This is a genomic window from Duganella violaceipulchra (genome assembly GCF_019166075.1).
Lineage (GTDB): Bacteria > Pseudomonadota > Gammaproteobacteria > Burkholderiales > Burkholderiaceae_D > Rugamonas > Rugamonas violaceipulchra.
This window is the reverse complement of sequence record NZ_JAHTGR010000025.1, coordinates 14516-34554: the sequence shown is the minus strand read 5'-3', so window position 1 is coordinate 34554 and position 20039 is coordinate 14516. Positions and strand designations below refer to the sequence as shown.

10 protein-coding genes are annotated in these 20039 nt (G+C 63.7%); 4 read left to right on the top strand and 6 right to left on the bottom strand.

Going from position 1 to position 20039, the window contains the following annotated elements:
- Window positions 1–223: 223 nt before the first annotated feature.
- The 4 genes from aroG to KVP70_RS29765 all read right to left on the bottom strand — a co-directional run bounded on the left by aroG (window position 224) and on the right by KVP70_RS29765 (window position 8197).
- A complete protein-coding gene (aroG, locus tag KVP70_RS29780; protein ID WP_217946007.1) occupies window positions 224–1303 on the bottom strand; it encodes a 3-deoxy-7-phosphoheptulonate synthase AroG in 1080 nt (359 codons plus the stop codon).
- A gap of 363 nt (window positions 1304–1666) precedes the next feature.
- Window positions 1667–3127, bottom strand: a complete 1461-nt coding sequence (gene tldD, locus KVP70_RS29775) for a metalloprotease TldD (protein WP_217946006.1) — start codon at window positions 3125–3127, stop codon at window positions 1667–1669.
- Window positions 3128–3180: 53 nt separating this feature from the next.
- Window positions 3181–3978 (bottom strand): carbon-nitrogen hydrolase family protein, encoded by a 798-nt coding sequence (locus KVP70_RS29770; protein ID WP_217946005.1) that lies wholly within the window; start codon window positions 3976–3978, stop codon window positions 3181–3183.
- A 16-nt stretch (window positions 3979–3994) separates the two neighbouring features.
- On the bottom strand, window positions 3995–8197 hold the full coding sequence (locus KVP70_RS29765; protein WP_217946004.1) for a YhdP family protein: 4203 nt from the start codon (window positions 8195–8197) through the stop codon (window positions 3995–3997).
- Between the two features lie 184 nt (window positions 8198–8381).
- Here KVP70_RS29765 and glnE point away from each other — a divergent pair, with 184 nt between their 5' ends.
- From glnE to KVP70_RS29745, 4 genes are all read left to right on the top strand, one after another.
- Window positions 8382–11129 (top strand): bifunctional [glutamate--ammonia ligase]-adenylyl-L-tyrosine phosphorylase/[glutamate--ammonia-ligase] adenylyltransferase, encoded by a 2748-nt coding sequence (gene glnE / locus KVP70_RS29760; protein WP_217946003.1) that lies wholly within the window; start codon window positions 8382–8384, stop codon window positions 11127–11129.
- A gap of 120 nt (window positions 11130–11249) precedes the next feature.
- Window positions 11250–11711: a cache domain-containing protein gene (locus KVP70_RS29755; protein WP_217946002.1), complete on the top strand. Its 462-nt coding sequence runs from the start codon at window positions 11250–11252 to the stop codon at window positions 11709–11711.
- A 189-nt stretch (window positions 11712–11900) separates the two neighbouring features.
- Complete coding sequence (locus KVP70_RS29750; RefSeq protein WP_307730295.1) at window positions 11901–14825, top strand: TonB-dependent receptor plug domain-containing protein; 2925 nt, start codon at window positions 11901–11903, stop codon at window positions 14823–14825.
- A 145-nt stretch (window positions 14826–14970) separates the two neighbouring features.
- Complete coding sequence (locus KVP70_RS29745; RefSeq protein WP_217946001.1) at window positions 14971–17925, top strand: TonB-dependent receptor plug domain-containing protein; 2955 nt, start codon at window positions 14971–14973, stop codon at window positions 17923–17925.
- A gap of 64 nt (window positions 17926–17989) precedes the next feature.
- Here KVP70_RS29745 and KVP70_RS29740 read toward each other — a convergent pair whose 3' ends face one another.
- Together KVP70_RS29740 and gap are read right to left on the bottom strand one after the other, a co-directional pair.
- Window positions 17990–18898 (bottom strand): Clp protease/crotonase-like domain-containing protein, encoded by a 909-nt coding sequence (locus KVP70_RS29740; RefSeq protein WP_217946000.1) that lies wholly within the window; start codon window positions 18896–18898, stop codon window positions 17990–17992.
- Window positions 18899–19007: 109 nt separating this feature from the next.
- Entirely contained in the window at window positions 19008–20018 is a 1011-nt protein-coding gene (gap, locus tag KVP70_RS29735) for a type I glyceraldehyde-3-phosphate dehydrogenase (RefSeq protein WP_217945999.1), read from the bottom strand.
- Window positions 20019–20039: the final 21 nt, after the last annotated feature.

The following is a 20039-nucleotide window of genomic DNA, read 5'->3' as shown; positions in this document are numbered from 1 at the left end:
GCAACAGGTCGCTCTGAAAAACAGGACAGGTGAACGAACGCAGGAAGGTGTTCGACGACACCACCCATGCTTTATATAAAAACATGCGAGGAAGTTAACGTCAATCGAACTCGTGTCACATTCGTGGTTCTTACAACACTATTGATAGCGCTCCGCAAAAACAAAGGGACCCATATAACGATTGGGTCCCTTTGTATCTGGAGTGTAACGGTGCCACCTTGTGTTACTTGGACGCGGCCTCCGCCGCCTGAGTGGCGAGGCGGCGCTGGCGCACGGCGGCGGCCAGGTCGTGCAACACTTGCACGCTGCTATCCCAGTCGATGCAGCCGTCGGTGACGGACTGGCCGTAGGTCAATTCCTTGCCCGGCACCAGATCCTGGCGGCCCGCCACCAGGTGCGATTCGACCATCACGCCGACGATGCGGTTGTCGCCGCCGGCCACCTGGCGGCCGATGTCGGCGCACACCGGCACCTGGTTCTCCGGCTTCTTGGAGCTGTTGGCGTGCGAGGCGTCGATCATCAGGCGCGCCGCCAGGCCCTGGGCCGCGATCGCCTTGCAGGCTTCGTCGACGCTGGCGGCGTCATAGTTCGGGGTCTTGCCGCCGCGCAGGATGATGTGGCAGTCCTCGTTGCCGTTGGTGGACACGATGGCCGAGTGGCCGCCCTTGGTCACCGACAGGAAATGGTGCGGCTGCGAGGCCGCCTTGATCGCCTCGACCGCGATCTTGACGTTGCCGTCGGTGCCGTTCTTGAAGCCGACCGGGCACGACAGGCCGGAGGCCAGCTCGCGGTGCACCTGCGACTCGGTGGTGCGGGCGCCGATCGCGCCCCAGCTGATCAGGTCGGCGATGTACTGCGGGCTGATCACGTCCAGGTACTCGGTGCCGGCCGGCAAGCCCAGCTCATTGATGTCGCGCAACAGCTCGCGCGCCATGCGCAGGCCGTCGTTGATGCGGAAGCTGCTGTCCATGTAGGGGTCGTTGATCATGCCCTTCCAGCCGACCGTGGTGCGCGGTTTTTCGAAGTAGACGCGCATCACGATCTCGAGGTCGCCCGCCAGTTCGCGGCGCAGCACCACCAGGCGGCGCGCGTATTCCATCGCCGCCTTGGGATCGTGGATCGAGCAGGGGCCGACCACCACCATCAGGCGGTCGTCCTGGCCGTGCAGGATACGGTGCAGCGCGATGCGGGCGTCGGCCGCGGTCTGCTCGGCGTTTTCGGTGCAGGCGAATTCGCGGATCAGGTGGGACGGCGGCGTCAATTCCTTCATTTCGCGGATGCGCAAATCATCGGTACGGGGCATGCTGTTCTCCAGGTAATGAATCTTCTAAAAGTCAGGGTAAAAAAAAACCGCCTCGGAAGGCGGTTTTTTAGGAATTTGCAGGAACTCGTCTTTGCTTCTACGTGTACCGGCCGCTACTCCACCGCCTCGAGGTTGGAATCGCTAAAGTAAAAGTAGGTGGTAAAGAAGAAGCGGGTCATGATGATGTTCCGTAAGTATTGGATTGACTATAACGCTATTGCCGACAGCTTGGCAAGTAGTTTATGGCTATAAGCTAATACCTCCACAGCGGGGGTCAAGTCTGACATTCGGACACGAGCTCTGCCGTATCATGTCGTTACGGCAGAGCTCGTGTCCGAATGTCAGACTTGACCCCCGTGGTTTTTAGGCCGTGCCGCCGACGGTCACGCCGTCGATGCGCAGGGTCGGCTGGCCGACGCCCACCGGCACGCTCTGGCCTTCCTTGCCGCACACGCCCACGCCCGGATCGAGCCGCATGTCGTTGCCGATCATGGAGACGCGGTTCAGCACTTCCGGACCGTTGCCGATCAAAGTGGCGCCCTTGACCGGGTAGGTCACCTTGCCGTCTTCGATCATGTAGGCCTCGCTGGCCGAGAACACGAACTTGCCGTTGGTGATGTCGACCTGGCCGCCGCCGAAGTTGACCGCGTACAGGCCGTTCTTGACCGAGGCCAGGATTTCCGCCGGGTCCTTGTCGCCGCCCAGCATGTAGGTGTTGGTCATGCGCGGCATCGGCAGGTGGGCGAACGATTCGCGGCGGGCGTTGCCGGTCACCGGCATCTTCATCAGGCGCGCGTTCATGGTGTCCTGGATGTAGCCCTTCAGGATGCCGTCCTCGATCAGCGTGGTGCACTGGGTCGGGTTGCCTTCATCGTCGATGTTGAGCGAGCCGCGGCGGTCGGCCAGGGTGCCGTCGTCCACCACCGTCACGCCCTTGGCGGCGACGCGCTCACCGATCATGCCGGAGAAGGTCGACGAACCCTTGCGGTTGAAGTCGCCCTCGAGGCCGTGGCCGATCGCCTCGTGCAGCAGGATGCCGGGCCAGCCCGGTCCCAGCACCACGGTCATCGGGCCGGCCGGCGCCGGCCGCGCGTCGAGGTTGACCACCGCCGACTTGACGGCCTCGGTCGCGTATTCTTCCAGCAGGGCGTCGCTGAAGTAGCCGTAGTCGTAGCGGCCGCCGCCGCCGGACGAACCCATCTCGCGCCGGCCGTTCTGCTCGACGATCACCGTCAGCGATACCCGCACCAGCGGGCGGATGTCGGCCGCCAGCACGCCGTCGCTGCGCACCACCAGCACCACGTCGTATTCACCGGCCAGGCTGGCCATCACCTGCACCACGCGCGGGTCCTTGGCGCGCGCCATCTTCTCGACGCGCTCGAGCAGCTTGACCTTGGCGGTCGCGTCGAGCGAGGCCAGCGGATCGTGGGGCAGGTACAGCGAGCGGCCGCCGGTCGGCGTCATCGCGCCGGCCACCTTGATCTTGCCGGCGCCGGCGCGGGCGATGGTGCGCGTGGCCGAGGCCGCGTCCATCAGGGCCGCTTCCGAGATGTCGTCCGAATAGGCGAAGGCGGTCTTGTCGCCCGACACGGCGCGCACGCCGACGCCCTGGTCGATCGAGAAACTGCCGGTCTTGACGATGCCCTCTTCCAGGCTCCAGCCTTCGTTCTTGGTGAACTGGAAATACAGGTCGGCGTAGTCGACCTTGTGGGTGAACATCGAGCCCAGCGTCTTGAGCAGCTTGGCTTCGTCCAGCCCGAACGGCGTCAGCAGGATGTCGCGCGCCACGGCAAGGGTGGACAGATTCGGTTCAAATGGCTTCATGATGGTGTCTTCTAATAGTGTGGTGCAATTGTAGCGGAGTTCACATGCCGCGTTTACATAGTCCGGTGCTTGAGCGCCGGCAGGCTCTGGCGCACGCTGTCCATGAACATCAGGTCGATGTCGCCGTGGACCACGCCCTCGCCCTCGGCCAGCACGGCCTTGACCGCGCCCCACGGGTCGATCAGCATGCTGTGGCCCCAGGTGCGGCGGCCATTCGGATGGGTGCCGCCCTGCGCCGCCGCCAGCACATAGCACTGGTTTTCGATGGCGCGCGCGCGCAGCAGGATTTCCCAGTGCGCGTGGCCGGTGGTGTAGGTGAACGCGGCCGGCACGACGATCAGCGCCACCGGCCCCATCGCGCGGTACAGCTCGGGGAAGCGCAGGTCGTAGCAGACCGACATGCCGACCTTGCCGAACGGCGCCTCGAACACACCGACATGCCGGCCCGGCACGATGGTCTGCGATTCGTTGTAGGACTCGGTGCCCTTGCTGAAGCCGAACAGGTGGATCTTGTCGTAGCGGCCCACGTGCTCGCCCTGCGGGTTGTAGACCAGCGTGGTGTTGATGACTTTTTCCGGATCGTCGGACGCCAGCGGCAAGGTGCCGCCGATCAGCCAGATCTCCAGCTCGCGCGCCAGCGCGGACATGAAGTCCTGGATCGGCCCCTGACCCAGCGGCTCGGCGACGGCGACCTTGTCGCTGTCCTGCAGGCCCATGATGGCCCAGTATTCCGGCAGCAGCACCAGGGTGGCGCCGGCCTCGGCGGCCTGGTGGACCAGGCGGCGCGCGGTGGCGATATTTTCCGTCACGGACGGCGAGGAAATCATTTGTACTGCGGCAACTGTATGCATGGCTGTCCCGTTCAAATTATTGCTTGCCCTTGGCGGCGGGCGGCGGTTCGACTTTGGATGCGTCGAGCTTGGTCACCACCGGCGCCTTCCACGGCCCGGTGACCTGCATATGATAGGTCAATGCCTTCATCACCGGCGCGCTGAGGAACAGCTGCGCCAGGAAGCTGCCCAGGCCGATCACCGGGTTGACGGCCAGCGCGTACACCAGCGGCGCCGTGCCCAGATTCACTTCCGGTATCACCACCACATGCAGGTTGGTGGTTTCATTGGCGATGTCGGCGCTGCCGTCCATCAGCACGGTGGCGGCCACGCCGTGCATCTTCAAGTTGTCGGTCTTGGCGATGCCGCGGTTGATGGCGGCGTCGGCGGTGATGCCGTCGAAGGCCAGGCCTTCCGAGAAGACGTCGTGGAAATCCAGCTTGAGCAGGCGCGGCAGGGCTTGCAGGCTGAGCACGCCCAGCAGCTTGGCGGCGCCCGGGTCCTGCTTCAGGAACTGGCCTTTTTCCACGTTGAGCTTGATGTCGCCGGACAGGCTGGGCAGATCCAGCGAATACGGCAGGCCCTTCCAGGCGATGTCGCCGTTGAGCGTGCCCTTGCCGTTGCGCAGCGTGCCGACAAAGCCGAAGCGGTCCAGCAGCTTGCCGGCGTCGGCGATGTCGAGGTTGAAGTTCAGGCTGGTGGTGTGGACGCCATCCCTGGTCACCCATTTGCCGGTGCCCTTGAGCTCGCCGTCCGGGTTGGCCAGCGACAGCTTGCCGATCCGCCATTCGCGTGCGCTCGGCAGCTGCGCATTGCTCGCCTGCAGCTCCAGCCGGCCCAGCTGCTTGTTGAACAGTTCGAAGCGCTCGACCACCACGTCCAGCGCCGGGATGGTGGCGGCCGCGCTCTTGCCGTCGAGCAGATCCTGCACATCCTTCGAGGCCGACTCCGGGATCACCAGCGACGACAGGCGCGCCGTCACCTTGCCCAGGCCCTGGCCGGTGGACGGTTCGCTCCAGGTCACATAGCCGTTGGCCTGGCTGGAATCGACGCTGGCCTGCCACACCGTTTTCTGGCGGCTGACGCCGACCACCACGTTGTCCAGCTTGCGGTCGCCGATCACCAGCTCGCTGGCGCGCGCGGCGATGGTGTCGGGCATCACGTACTGGGCGACGTCGGCGGCGTCGGTGGCGTCGGGTCCGGCGTAAGCTTCGGCCTTGCCGGCGATCTCGCTGCCGAAGTCCAGCCAGGCGTCGACGTTCAGCGCGCGCAGGCTGATGTTGAAGGCCATGCCGCCGTCCGGCTCCGGCGCCGGGGCGTTGACGCCGATGCCGCCGCGCACCAGCTTCCACGGCGTCTTGCCGAGCTTCTGGCGCTGGTAGCGCGCGTTGATATTGTTGCCGAGGCTGATGCGCATATCGTCATGCACGGCGCCGGCGGCGTCCGGCGCCAGCGCGCTGGTGAGCACGAAGCGCACCGGCAGCGCATCCGGCGCGGCCTTCCTGACCGGCGCCGGCAGTTCGATGCCGAGGCCGTTGAGCGTGGAGTCCACCGCCACCACCACCTGGTGCTCGCGCGCCGTGATGGTGCCGGTGTAGCGCGTGCCGCCCGAAAAATGGCCGGCCAGGCGCTGCATGGCCGGCATTGGATAGGTCTTGCGGAAACCGTCGGCCGTCATCGCGCCGGCCAGCTTGACGACGATGGCGTTGTCCTTCTGACTGCCGCCGGTGATGCTGACCGGTCCGCCGAGGAAGTTGCCCGACAGCTGGTTCAGGTTGACGCCGTGCTCGTTGAACTCGATCTTGCCCTGCGACGCCTGCACCGGCGGCAGGTCGTTCATCAGCGTGATGTCGTTGTTGGCCAGTTGCAGCGCGCCCTGCACCTTGGCGTCGATCAGGTGCGACAGCGGCAGGCGCAGGCTCAGCGCCAGCTTGGCGTTGCCGCTGGCCTGGGTTTCGTCGGTGAAGTGCGAGATCCACTCCAGCACCGGACTAACGCTCATGTACTTGAGGAATTCCTGCATCGGCCCGGCGGCGTTGCCGTCGATTTCCAGCATCGCATCGTGGATCGTCAGGTCGGGAATCACCGCCTTCACGCCGGACAGCGCGACGCCGGCGGTGGTGGCGGTGTCGCCGCGGATTTCCATGCGGGCGCGCTCGAACACGAAGCTGCCCTTGATGTGCTCGGCCTGCGGCCACAGCGGCAGCGGCTTGCCGTCCTTGCCCAGCTCCTTGCCGTCGTGCAGGAAATGGCTGGGCGAATAATTCAGCTTGCCCTCGGTCAGCTTGCCGGCCACGCGGAACTCGCCGCGCGCCTTGTCGGCGCTGCTGTCACCGTGGAAGGGGAAGTGCGCCAGGTCGCCGCGCAGGCGCAGCGTGACGTCGCTGGCGACGCCGCCTTCGAGCGCGCCGGTCAGCCAGGCGCGCAGGTTGTGCGGGGTCTGCAGCGGCAGGTAGTTGTCGATGCGGTTCAACTGGAAGCCGTTCAAACTGCCGGTCAGGTCGGCATGGCCGGCGCCCTTGCCGCCCAGCGGCATCTTGTGCGTGCCCTGCAGCGTGCCGCTCAGTCCGTTTTGCAGGAAGTCCATGCTGTCGATCTGGAGCAGCAGCTGGTTGTCCGGCTCGAACGACCAGCGCGCCTTCAGGTTCAGGCGGTCGAACGGCATCGACGGCTCGCTGAAGTAGTCCGGCATTTGCAGCACCAGCTGGGTCGAGGCCAGGCTGAAGCTGCCGCCCTTGTCGGTGGCGTCGATCGCGCCGCTCAGGTTGTCGAAACCGGGGATGGCGGGCAAGGCGGCGATGGCCGGCGACTTGGCGGTTTTCGGCTGCGCCAGGCGCGGCGGCTGCGGCTTCAGGCCCAGGCCGGCCAGCTCGCCCTTGACGCGGTAGGACTGCAAGGCCGGATACGCGCCCTGCCATTCGGCGGAAAAGTTTTGCAGCAGGCCGCGCGGCGCGAAGTCGGTCAGCAGCTTGCGCTGGTGCTCGTTCAGCGGCAGGCGTTCGGCCAGGCCGGCCATGGTTTGCAGGTCCAGCTGGCGGGCACGGATTTCATAGCGCTCCGGCTTGGCGCCGCTGGCGGCGGTGTAGTGTTCGGACAGCGAGGTCGGCGCCATCAGCAGGCCGTCGCTGGTGGTCAGGGTCAGGTTGCTCAGCTCGACGCTGTGGCCCAGCGCGCCAAAGCGCGGCCGCACCGCGCCCTTCTTGACCAGCGGCGCGGTGGCCGGCATGTCCTCGCGGGCGGCGATGCGGCCGCTGAGCTGGCGCAGGTCCAGCAGCGGCAGTTCCTTGCCGAGCACGGCGGAAACGTCGCGCAGGCCGACGTCGGCGGTAAAGCCGGTCACGCGCGACTGGTCAATGCCGACCCAGGCCCGCAGCGAACCGCCACCGCTGTTGAGCTCGAACGGGAAGTCCAGCCAGGGCTTCCAGGCCAGCAGGTCGGTGCCGCGCACGTCGGCGTACAGCTCGCCCTTCCACATCGACAGGTTGGACACGCGCGCACCGAAGGCGGGATGGCTGAAGTCGGCGCGCACGTCGAGCGGCGCGGCCAGCGTGGCCGGCGGGGTCGCCTTCAGCGCCAGCTGGTGATGCAGCCACTGGTTGCGCAGCACGATGCTGACGCCGTCCAGCGCCAGCGGCGGCGCGCCGCGCTGCAGGTCGGTCCATTGCAGGCGGCCCTCGCGGATGACGATCTCGCGCTGCGACAACAGCCAGTCGGCGCCGCGGCCGTCGCTCGGCTGGCGCGGGTCGATCGAGATACCGGCCACCAGCAGGCGGCCGTCGGCCTGGCGCCGCACGTCGAGCTCGGGGCGCACCAGCTCCAGCGATTCGAAACGCACGGCGCCGGCCAGCACGCTCCACCACGACAAGGTGGCCGACACGCTGGGCAAGGTCAGCGCCTGCTGGCCCTGCTGGTCGTGCAGCACCACGTCGCCCAGGAACAGGTTGGGACGCAGGCCGGTCCAGGAAGCGTAGATGCGGGAGATGGTGACGCGGTTGCCGACGGCGCCGCTGGCCAGGCGCTCGATATCGCCCTTGTAGTGGTCGATATTCGGCAGCACCACGTAGCGCAGCGTGAGGAACAGGATGGCGAAGGCGAAATACAGCAGCAGGAACAGCTTCAGCGTGAAGCCCAGCACGTGATGGCTGGCCAGGTTACAGATGCGATAGGCGGCACGCAGCCGGTGCCAGCGCGCGGCCAAAGGCCCCTCGCCTGTCACAGTCCCCTCTTCTGGTTTTTGCATCAATAAGCTAATAAATCAGGCCATGCGTCAAATAAATCGCTAAACTCGGTTTCAAGCTTTTATGCCTGCGCAGCAATTCTACCGCATCACCTGTGCTAGCCAGCGCCGCTTAGAGCGGGGCTGCACCGGTTTTACGTGATTTACATGCTGTTACCGACTAACTGTTTCAGGAAACACGTTGCCCATGATTGCACCCACCGCGTCACGTTTTTACCAGCGCTGGCTGGCCGCCGCTCCCGACCGCGCCGCCAAGGCTGATGATTTAGCGCAATTATCGCTTGCCCAGATTAATCTTGCTGATTATTTAGCAAAAGAAGCCGCCAACGTGCCCGCCGGCGCCCCGCCACTGCCCCTGCCGCGCGCCATGCGCCGGCTGCGCAACCTGCTGGTCTGCGTGCTGATCCGCCGCGACCTGGAAGGCAAGGCCAACCTGGCCGAGGTGGTGGAAGCCATGACCCGTTTCGCCGATTTCGCCATCCAGCAGCACATGGTCGAGATCTACGCGGAAATGACGGCGGCGCACGGCACGCCGATCGGCCGCGATTCCGGCCAGCCGCAGGAGCTGATCGTGCTGGGCATGGGCAAGCAGGGCGGCGGCGAACTGAATGTCTCGTCCGACATCGACCTGATCTTCGTCTACCCGGAGGATGGCGACACGCTCGCCGGGCCGGGCCAGCGCAGCCTGTCCAACCACGAATTCTTCATCCGGCTGGGCAAGAAGCTGATCGCGGCATTGTCGGAGATAACGGAAGATGGCTACACGTTCCGGGTCGATATGGCCTTGCGGCCGAACGGCGGCTCGGGCCCGCTGGCCGCCAGCCTGAGCATGGTGGAGCAATACCTGATCGTCCAGGGGCGCGAGTGGGAGCGCTACGCCTGGGTCAAGGCGCGCGCCGTGACCGGCCGCCCGGAGGACATCGCCGCGCTGGACGCCATCGTGCGGCCGTTCGTGTTCCGCCGCTACCTGGACTTCGGCGTGATCGACGCCATCCGCAATATGCACGCGCAGATCCGCGCCGAGGTCAACCGCCAGGAGCGGCTGCACCCGGACCGCAGCAACAACGTCAAGCTGGGCCGCGGCGGCATCCGCGAGATCGAATTCCTGGCGCAGGTGTTCCAGCTGATACGGGGCGGGCGCGACGCCGCCCTGCGCGACCGCTCGACCCGCACCACGCTGCGCATCATCGCCGAAAAAGGCCTGCTTAGCCACGCCATCGTCTATCAACTGCTCGCTTCCTACACCTTCCTGCGCAACCTGGAGCATCGCCTGCAGTACCTGGACGACGCCCAGACCCACACCCTGCCGGCCAACGACGCCGACCGCCTGCTGGTGGCCCAGATGATGGGCCTGGCCGACACCGCCACCCTGCTGACCCAGATCGAAGCCCACCGCCAGTTCGTCGCCGGCCAGTTCGATGAAATGTTCTCGGACAAGACCAGCGGCGGCGAGCACGACATCAATCCGCAGTCCAGCAACGAGTGCGCCGATCCCGACAACCTGGAAGCCATGGTGTCGCGCTTCGCCGCGCTGGGCTTCACCGATCCCGAGGGCGCGGCCAAGCGCCTGATCTCGACCTGGCAGGCGCCGCGCCTGCAGTCGCTGCCGGAAGCCAGCCGCAACCGTCTGCTGGGCCTGGTCAACGCGGCGCTGCCGCTGATCGTGCAATGTTCGCTGGAATCGAGCGGCGGCAACCAGCAGGCCACGCTGGGCCGGCTGCTCGATTTCCTGGAAGCGATCGCGCGCCGCTCGGCCTATCTGTCGCTGCTGACCGAGTATCCGCACACGCTGGCGCGGGTGATCCGCATGGTGCACGCCAGCGGCTGGGCCGCGCAATTCCTCAGCCAGCACCCGATCCTGCTCGACGAGCTGCTCGACGACCGCGTCCGCAACGCCGTGTTCGACCCGGTGGCGCTGGCGGCCGACCTGGAAATCCAGCTGGCGTCGGCGCCCGGCGACACCGAGCGGCAGATGGATATCCTGCGCGAAATCCACCACGCCCAGCTGTTCCACCTGCTGGCGCAGGACCTGGCCGGCGACCTGACGGTCGAAAAACTGGCCGACCACCTGTCGGCGCTGGCCGACACCATCGTCGCCGCCGCCATCAAGGCGATCTGGCAGATGGTGGCCACGCGCCACCGCGAAGTGCCGCAGTTCGCGGTGATCGCCTACGGCAAGCTGGGCGGCAAGGAGCTCGGTTATGTGTCCGACCTGGACGTGATCTTCCTGTACGACGATAGCGACCAGGAGGCGCCGGCCCAGTACGCCAAGCTGGCGCAGCGCTTTATCACCTGGATGACCTCGCACACCTCGGCCGGCATCCTGTTCGACATCGACACCGCGCTGCGCCCGGACGGCGCCAGCGGCATGCTGGTGTCGAGCGTGTCGGCGTTCGAGAAATACCAGAGCAGCTCGGCCTGGGTGTGGGAGCACCAGGCGCTGACCCGCGCCCGCTTCTGCGCCGGCGACGCGGCGATCGGCGCGCGCTTCGAGCACATCCGCGAGGCGGTGCTGCGCAAGGAACGGCCGGCCGACGGTCCGCTGAAGCAGGAAGTCATTGCAATGCGGAAACGCATGGTCGACGCCAAGCCGAATCACAGCGAACTGTTCGACCTCAAACAGGACCCGGGCGGCATGATCGACATCGAGTTCATCGTCCAGTTCCTGGTCCTGCAGCACGCGGCGGCCTACCCGCAGCTGACCGCCAACTACGGCAATATTGCACTTTTGAAAATGTGCGGCGAGCTGGGATTGATCGACGCCGGACTGGCGGCGCGGGTCGGCGACGCCTACCGGCAGTTGCGCAAGTTACAACACCAGCTGCGCCTGCAAGGCCAGGACCTGGCGCGCGTCGATCCGCAATTGGTGGCCAGCCACGCGGCCCAGGTCACGGAATTATGGCGCACCATCTTTGAAGACAATGTTGCCAAGTAACAACGAACTCTTTGTTAAATTGCTGCTGTTGTGATTTAAATTCGTCAACTACAGTAATATTGAAAACCACAACAGCAGAGCGCCCAGCGCCATCGCAGTTTTATTCAAAGGAGAAATGATATGAAAGCATTATTCGGTGCCGCGGCGTTAAGCTTGAGCATGTTTGCAATGTCATCGACCGCGCTGGCCGCCGACAAGGGAACGCCTGACGAAGCCGTCGCCATGGTAAAGAAAGCGGTCGCCCTGATTAAATCCGACGGCAAGGAGAAAGCTTTCGCCGCGATTTCCGATCCGGCCAATACCACCTTCCATGACCGCGACCTGTATATTTATGTGTACGATTTAAACGGCATCGCTTTAGCCCACGGTAATAATCCTAAAATGGTCGGCAAACCTTTGATTACCCTCAAGGATAATGAAGGCAAGCCCATGATTAAAGAAATGGTCGACCTGGCCAAATCAAAAGGTAAGGGCTGGGTGGATTTAAAATGGCCGAATCCGGTGACCAAGGCGGTGGAAGCCAAGTCCGGCTATATCGAAAAAGTCGACGACATGTTGGTCGGCTCCGGCATCTACAAATAAAAGCAGTAACACGACGCAACAACCGGGACCATGTCCCGGTTTTTTTTCGCCTTCATTCTGTGATCGTGCCAGAAATTGGCGCGTAAACGCCAAAAACGAGCTTACGGTCGGGGGAACTCTTCGGCAGCCTAGTCAGTCTATCAACGGTGGCATTTCAAAATAACCGTGACACACCCTAGGAGCCGGATAATGATGAACAAAGAAACCACGATCGCTCGCTCAATTCGCCTGTTATGCATAGCTGGCCTGGCATTCGGCGCGCAAACCGCGCTGAGCCAGGAAACTGCCGAACCCATGCAGAAGGTGCTGATAACCGGCTCCCGTATTGCCTCGCCAGCGGCGGAATCACCGTCACCATTGCAAATATTAAACTCGGTGGATATTGCCGCGTCCGGCGCGACCAATCTGCAGGATTTATTACAGAAGAATCCGACGATGGGCACGCCAACCATCAGCCGCGCCAATTCTAATTTCCAGACTTCAAGCGTTGGCGTTTCCACAGTTAATCTCAGAAACCTCGGCGATTCGCGTACCCTGGTATTAATCAATGGCCGGCGTTTTGTTTCCGGCGTGCCCGGAGATACTGCGGTCGACCTCAACACGATACCGACGGATTTTATCGACCGGGTGGAATTATTAACCGGCGGCGCCTCCGCCACTTATGGCTCGGACGCCGTGGCCGGTGTGGTCAATATTATTCTGAAGAAAAACTTTAGCGGTGTGCTGCTCGACGCGCAAACCGGCCGCAGCAACGAAGGCGACGACTTCAAGAAGAAACTGGCGCTGACTTTTGGCACCACCAGCGCCGACGGCGCCAGCAATGTCATGGGCCATTTCGGCTACTCGAAACAGGGCGCGGTCTACTCGCGCGACCGTCCGGCCTCGGCCGTCGACCAGACCTCGGCCATCACCCAGGGCCACCCGGAACTGGCGTTCGCGCTCAAGCGGCCCAACTTTTCCGGCTACGCGCCGCAGGGCCATTTCTTCGGAGACAGCGAAGATTTCACCTATGATGCAAATAACAACATTATCCCGTGGAGCCAAAATGGCGCGGCCGGCAACGGTGCCGGCGCCACCGGTTTCAACCGTTCGGCCTACCGCCTGATCGCCGTGCCGACCGAGCGCTACCTGTTCGCCACCAACGGCAACTGGGCGTTCAACGACAGCCACAGCGCGTTTTTCGAGGGCACGTACGCCTCGTCCAAGGTCGACGCCAATATCGAACCGTTCGCCCTGGGCTCGGACCAGGTGTACAAACCCAGCGGCCAGGTGCCGGCCGCGTCCCTCGTCAACGGCGTGCTGGTCAAGAATCCGCTGGTGCCGCAGTATTTATATGACCGCATCAGCGACACCGACGGCGACGGCGTGCCGGACTACTTCTTCACCCGCCGCCTGTCCGAGTTCGGCCCGCGCCATTCGACGGTGGACCGCGACACTTTCCGCCTGGCCACCGGCCTGAAGGGCACGGTGCGCGACTGGAACTACGAGGCCTACCTGGCCTACGGCAAGACCAAGGAGGCGCAAAACTCCACCGGCCAGGTCAATGTGATGAGCTTGCGCAATGCGCTGGAGGCGATCCCCGGCCCCGACGGCGCGCCGGTGTGCCGCGACGTGCATGCGACGGCCGAGGGTTGCGTGCCGATCAACATCTTCGGCTACCACAGCATCACGCCGGCCGCGCTCAAATACGTGACCGCGCCCGGATCGCTGGAAACGGCGATCACGCAGAAGCTGGTGGGCGGTTCCGTCACCGGCGAGGTGCCGGGCCTGGCCGCCGGCCGCATCGGCATCGCCGCCGGCTTCGAATGGCGCAGCGAGGATTCCAGCGCCATTCCCGACCCGCTGACCCAGTCCGGCCTGAACGCCGGCAACGCCCTGCCCCCCACTTTCGGCAACTTCCTGGTGCGCGAAGTGTTTGTCGAAACCAGGGTGCCGCTGCTCAAGGACCGGCCGTTTGCCCGCGAGCTGAGCTTCCTCGGCACGGTGCGGCACGGCGACTATTCCACCGTTGGCAGCACCAACAGCTGGAACGCCGGCCTGGAATGGGGCGTCACATCCGACTTCAAGCTGCGCGGCACACGCGCGCAATCGACGCGGGCGCCCAATATCAATGAGCTGTTCCAGGCACCCAGCCAGGACTTCCCGACCGGCCTGGTCGATCCCTGCGAGGGCGTGGCGTTTTCCGGCACCAGCGCGCTGGCCGTCAATTGCCGCAATGCGCCGGGCGTTGCGGCCAATATGGCGGCACATGGCGGCGTGTTCACGTTAAACCAGGCCGACCAGCAAGGCATCAGCGGCTACAACACCGGCAACCCCAATCTCAAGGCGGAAAAAGGCCGCTCCACCACGATAGGCCTGGTGGTGACGCCGCGTTCGGTGCCGATGCTGCGCCGCTTTACCTTTACGGTCGACTATTTCACCATCAAGATCGCCGACGCCATCGTCAACACCGACCGTCAATATGCGCTGGATCAATGTTATAACCAGAACAACCAGGCGTTTTGCAGCTTCATCACGCGCCGTCCCGCGGCCGTGGGCAACCTGAGTTCGGGCTCCATTCAATACAGCAATATCGCCTCCACCAACAGCGGCGGCTTCGGCACCGAAGGCGTCGACGTGACGGCCTCGTGGTCGGACAAGGTCGGTCCCGGCAACCTGAGCGCCCGCCTGGCCTGGACCTGGCTGCGCCAGCTGTGGCAGAAGGCGACGCCGGAGGCGGAGAAGAACAGCGATGTCGGCGAGATCACCGCGGCCAACACCAACGCGCCGCGCAACCGGGCCGGCCTCAACCTCGCCTACAAATGGGGCCCGGCTGGCGTCAACTGGACAGCCACCTACACCGGCCCGGTATCGCTGGACGACCAGTTCCTGAAGAGCCTGAGCATCGCGCCGGGCACGGTGGGCGTGGGTTCGCGCACCTACAACGATTTCCAGTTCACCTATGACGTGAAGAAGTATCTGCAGCTGTACCTGGGCATCGACAACGCCTTCAACGCCAAGGCGCCGCCCATCATCAGCGGCCTGCCCGGCAACGTCACCGGCACCGAGACCGATACCTCGACCTACGACGCGATCGGACGACGCTATTACCTGGGCTTGCGCATCACCCTGTAGCGTAAAAAGAACACAATGTTATTTTTTTGATTATTTTGTCATTTTATGTTTACAAAAATATCACTCAGCCAATACATTAGCGGATCGGAAAAAATGTTTTTTTCCGACAAGTTGCAATTGCTAATGAAAATTGGAGGAGTTGGTAATGATCAAGGAAACAACACTGTGCCGTTCCATACGCATGATCTGCGTGGGCGGACTGGCCCTCGGCTTACAAGCCGCCCACGCCCAGGACGCCACGACCGAGGTGGTGCAGAAGGTACAAATTACTGGTTCGCGTATTTCGGCGCCCGGCGCTGACTCGCCGTCGCCGCTGCAAATCCTGACCTCGGCCGATATCGCCGCCTCGGGCGCGGTCAACTTGCAGGAATTGCTGCAAAAGAACCCAACACTGGGCACGCCGACGCTGAGCCGCACCAACTCGAACTTCCTGACCTCGGGCGCCGGCGTGTCCACCGTCAACCTGCGCAACCTGGGCGACTCGCGCACCCTGGTGCTGGTCAATGGCCGCCGTTTCGTCTCTGGCGTGCCTGGCAATACCTCGGTCGACTTGAACACCATCCCGACCGACTTCATCGAACGGGTCGAGATGCTGACCGGCGGCGCCTCGGCGACCTACGGCTCGGACGCGGTGGCCGGCGTGGTCAACATCATCCTGAAGAAGAACTTCGACGGCGTGCTGGTCGATGCCCAGTCCGGCCGCAGCAGCCACGGCGACGACCTCAAGAAAAAACTGGCGCTGACCTTCGGCACCACCAGCGCCGATGGCGCCAGCAACATCATGGGCCACTTCGGTTACTCGAAACAAGGCGCGGTGTTCTCCAAAGACCGCGATCGCTCGGCGCAGGACCAGACCTCGTCCATCGTCAAGGGCCACCCTGAACTGGCCTTCGTGCCGAAGGGCCCGAACTTTTCGGGCTACGCGCCGCAAGGGCACTTCTACGGCGACGCCGAGGACTTCACCTACGACAAGGACGGCAAGGTCATCCCGTGGAACGCCAACGGCGTCAACGGCGTCGGCGCGACCGGCTACAACCGTTCCCCGCTGCGCATCATCGCCGTGCCGACCGAACGCTACCTGTTTGCGCTGAACGGCACCCACGCCTTCAATGACAACCACAGCGCCTTCTTCGAGGGCACGTACGCCTCGACCAAGGCATCGAGCAATATCGAATCGTTCCCGCTCGGCGCGGAAAAAGTCTTCCCGGGCAGCGGCGGCCAAACGCCGGCCGGCGCCATGGTCAACGGCAAACTGGTCAAGAATCCGCTGGTGCCGCAATACCTGTACGACCGCATCAGCGACAACGACGGCGACGGCATCCCCGACTACTTCTTCACCCGCCGCCTGTCCGAGTTTGGCCCGCGCCATTCCGACGTCGACCGCGACACCTTCCGCATCTCCACCGGCCTGAAAGGCACGGTCAAGGATTGGAACTACGAGACCTACATCACCTATGGCAAGACCAAGGAAGCGCAAAGCTCCACCGGCCAGGTCAACATCCCCAACCTGCGCTATGCGCTGAGCGCGATTCCCGGCCCGACCGGCACGCCAGTGTGCAGCGACTCCCATGCGGTGGCCGAGGGCTGCGTGCCGATCAACATCTTCGGCTACAACACCGTGTCGCCGGAAGCGCTGAAATACGTGACCGCGCCAGGCTCGCTGCTGACCGCCGTGACCCAGAAACTGGCCGGCGCCACCGTCAGCGGCGACCTGTTCGACCTGCCAGCGGGCAAACTCGGCCTGGCGGCCGGCTTCGAATGGCGCAGCGAAGAGTCGAGCTCGGTGCCCGATCCGCTGACCCAGTCCGGCCTGAACGCCGGCAACGCGACGCCGCCGACCTATGGCAAGTATCAGGTGCGTGAAGCGTTCGTCGAAACCCGCATCCCGGTGCTGAAGGATATGCGTTTCGCCAAGGAACTGAGTTTCCTGGGCACCTTCCGCCATGGCGACTACTCGACCGTTGGCAGCACCAACAGCTGGAACGCTGGTGGCGAATGGGCCGTGACGTCGGACTTCAAGATCCGCGCGACCCGCGCGCAATCGACCCGCGCGCCGAACATCAACGAACTGTACCAGGCGCCTAGCCAGGACTTTCCGAACGGCCTGGTCGATCCGTGCGACGGCGTGTCGTCGTCGTCGACCTCCGCGCTGGCGACCAACTGCAAGAACGCGCCTGGCGTGGCTGCCAACATGGCGGCGCACGGCGGCGTCTTCACGCTGACCCAGCCCGACAAGCAAGGGATCAGCGGCTACAACACCGGCAATCCGGACCTGAAGGCAGAAAAAGGCCGCTCGACCACCATCGGTGTGGTCATCACGCCGCGTTCGATTCCGGTGCTGGACAAGGTCACCTTTACGGCGGACTACTTCAAAATCAATATCGCCGACGCCATCGTCGGCACCGACCGCCAGTATTCGCTGGACCAGTGCTACAACCACAACAATCCGATATTCTGCAAATTCATCACCCGCCGTCCTGCGCAGATGGGCAACCTCAGCTCCGGCTCCATCAAGGACAGCGACACCGCCGTCACCAACAGCGGCGGCGTGGGTACCGAGGGCCTGGACATGACCGTGTCGTGGGCGGACCGGGTCGGTCCAGGCCGCCTGAGCGCGCAACTGGCTTACACCTATCTGCGTCAATTCTGGCGCCGGGAAATTCCGGAAGACAAGGATGATCCATCCAAGACCCCGCGCAACGACGACGTCGGCGAAATCACCGCCAACAGCGTCAACGCGCCGCGCAACAAGGCGGTGCTGAACATGGCGTACAAATGGGGCAGCTTCGGTGCGACCTGGACCGCAACCTACACCGGTCCGGTGGCGCTGGACGACCAGTTCCTGAAGGGTCTGGACATTGCGCCGGGCACGGTGGGCGTGGGTTCGAAGACCTACAACGACTTCCAGTTCACCTACGACATCAAGAAGGAAGCGAAGAAGTCGATGCAGGTGTACTTCGGCATCAACAACGCGTTTGACGCCAAGCCGGCACCGATCATCAGCGGCCTGCCGGGCAGCACCGTCGGCACCGAGACCGATGCGTCGACCTACGACGCCATCGGCCGCCGCTACTACCTGGGCCTGCGCGTTTCGCTGTAATCGCTGTAGCTAGTCAAAAACCCATCGGCCCGAGTTCGCTCGGTACCGATGGGTTTTTTTTCGCCTAGCGGCTAAAGGTGCGCGCCAGCCATTGCTTCATCTTGGCGATGCCGCCGGGCGGCCGCGTGCACAGCTGCTCCAGTCCCGTTGCCGGGCCGTAGTACAGGAACTCCGCAGGCAAACCGAGGTCACGCAGCAGCCGGGCTTTTTGCTCGTCGCCGGACGGCGTCCAGAACGCGCCGATGCCGCGCACACCGGCCGCTTCCAGCTGCGCCTTGTCCAGCGCCCACATCTGCACCGGCGGACAGCCGGGCGCATGTTGCTGCGCCGCGATCATGTCGGTGCCCAGCAATTGCTTGCGATGGGCCAGGTAGCGCGCGAAACTGTCGCGCAGATCGCTGCGCACCCCGAGTTGCCGATAGAATTCGTTCTGCCGCGCCGTCAAACGGTTGAAGAAGTCGCGATTGCCAACCATGGTCGACGAACGAAACAATTCGTCCGCCTGCGACTCGGTCGCTTGCTTCATTTGGTCGCCATCGGGATACCTTAACGTCAAGCCATGTATCGCTACGACCGAGCCTGGCAGTACGGTCTTGGTGGCAGCGGCTGAAAACAGGTAACTGGCGCATGCTGACAAACAGCGGCCATCAACCAGGACATGCATGCCTCGCTGGCGGATCAGATCGGCAATGTCCATGGCGCTGGCAATATCGCCGCCGTAGGAATCGACCACCACCGTATCGACGTGACCGTCCGCTACCGCCGCCTTGAATTGTTCGGCCATGGCGGCGTCTATCGTGCCGATCAGTGTGACCTGCCGGGCACCGGCGTCAAGCACAGTCAAGCTGAAGCTCAGGTTTCTCGCAACCGTCTCTCTGATATGCGCCGGCGTTGGTACTTGTGCGGCACCGGACGCGGGCCACATGGCGCACATCACTAACAAGGTCCATCCTGCCCGGCGAGATGTCTTCATGGGCGATGTTAAATAGTTTATATTAAATATATAATAACATTTCATCACCGACCAGGCAAAAAAAAGCCTGCCGGTTTGCGCCGGCAGGCTTTGCTTGAGTCGCGGAAGCTTACTTCGCGGTCATCAGCGCCACGGTGGTGTCGAGCATGCGGTTCGAGAAGCCCCACTCATTGTCGTACCACGACGATACCTTGACCAGGCGGCCCGACACTTTGGTCAGGGTCGAGTCGAAGTTCGACGAGGCAGGATTGTGGTTGAAGTCGATCGATACCAGCGGTTCGGTCTGGTAGGTCAGCACTTCCTTCAGCGCGCCTTCGGCGGCGGCCTTCATCAATGCATTGACTTCGTCCACGGTCGTGTCGCGCTTGGCGATGAACGACAGGTCGACCAGCGACACGTTGATGGTCGGCACGCGGATCGCGAAACCGTCCAGCTTGCCGTTCAGCTCAGGCAGCACCAGGCCCACCGCGGCGGCGGCGCCGGTCTTGGTCGGGATCATGCTCATGGTGGCCGAACGGGCGCGGCGCAGGTCTTCGTGCATCACGTCCGACAGCACCTGGTCGTTGGTGTAGGCGTGCACGGTGGTCATCAGGCCGGTTTCCACGCCGATGGCGTCGTTCAGCGGCTTGACCAGCGGGGCCAGGCAGTTGGTGGTGCACGAAGCGTTCGAGATCACGGTGTCGGTCGCTTTCAGCACGTGCTGGTTGACACCGTACACGATGGTGGCGTCGACGTCCTTGCCGCCCGGTGCCGAGATGATGACTTTCTTGGCGCCGCCCTTCAGGTGGGCCGAAGCCTTCTCTTTGGTGGTGAAGAAGCCGGTGCACTCCAGCACCACGTCCACGCCCAGATCGCCCCATGGAATTTCCGCCGGGTTGCGCTGCGCGAACACGCGGATCACGTCGCCGTTCACGATCATGTTGTCGCCATCGACCGTCACGGTGCCTGGGAACTTGCCGTGGGCGGTGTCGTAGCGGGTCAGGTGGGCGTTCGATTTGGCGTCGCCCAGGTCGTTGATCGCAACGATCTGGATGTCTTGTTTCTTGCCGCCTTCGTAGAAAGCGCGCAGCACATTGCGGCCGATGCGGCCGTAGCCATTGATTGCAACTTTGATCGTCATACTATGCTCCTGATGAGAAAA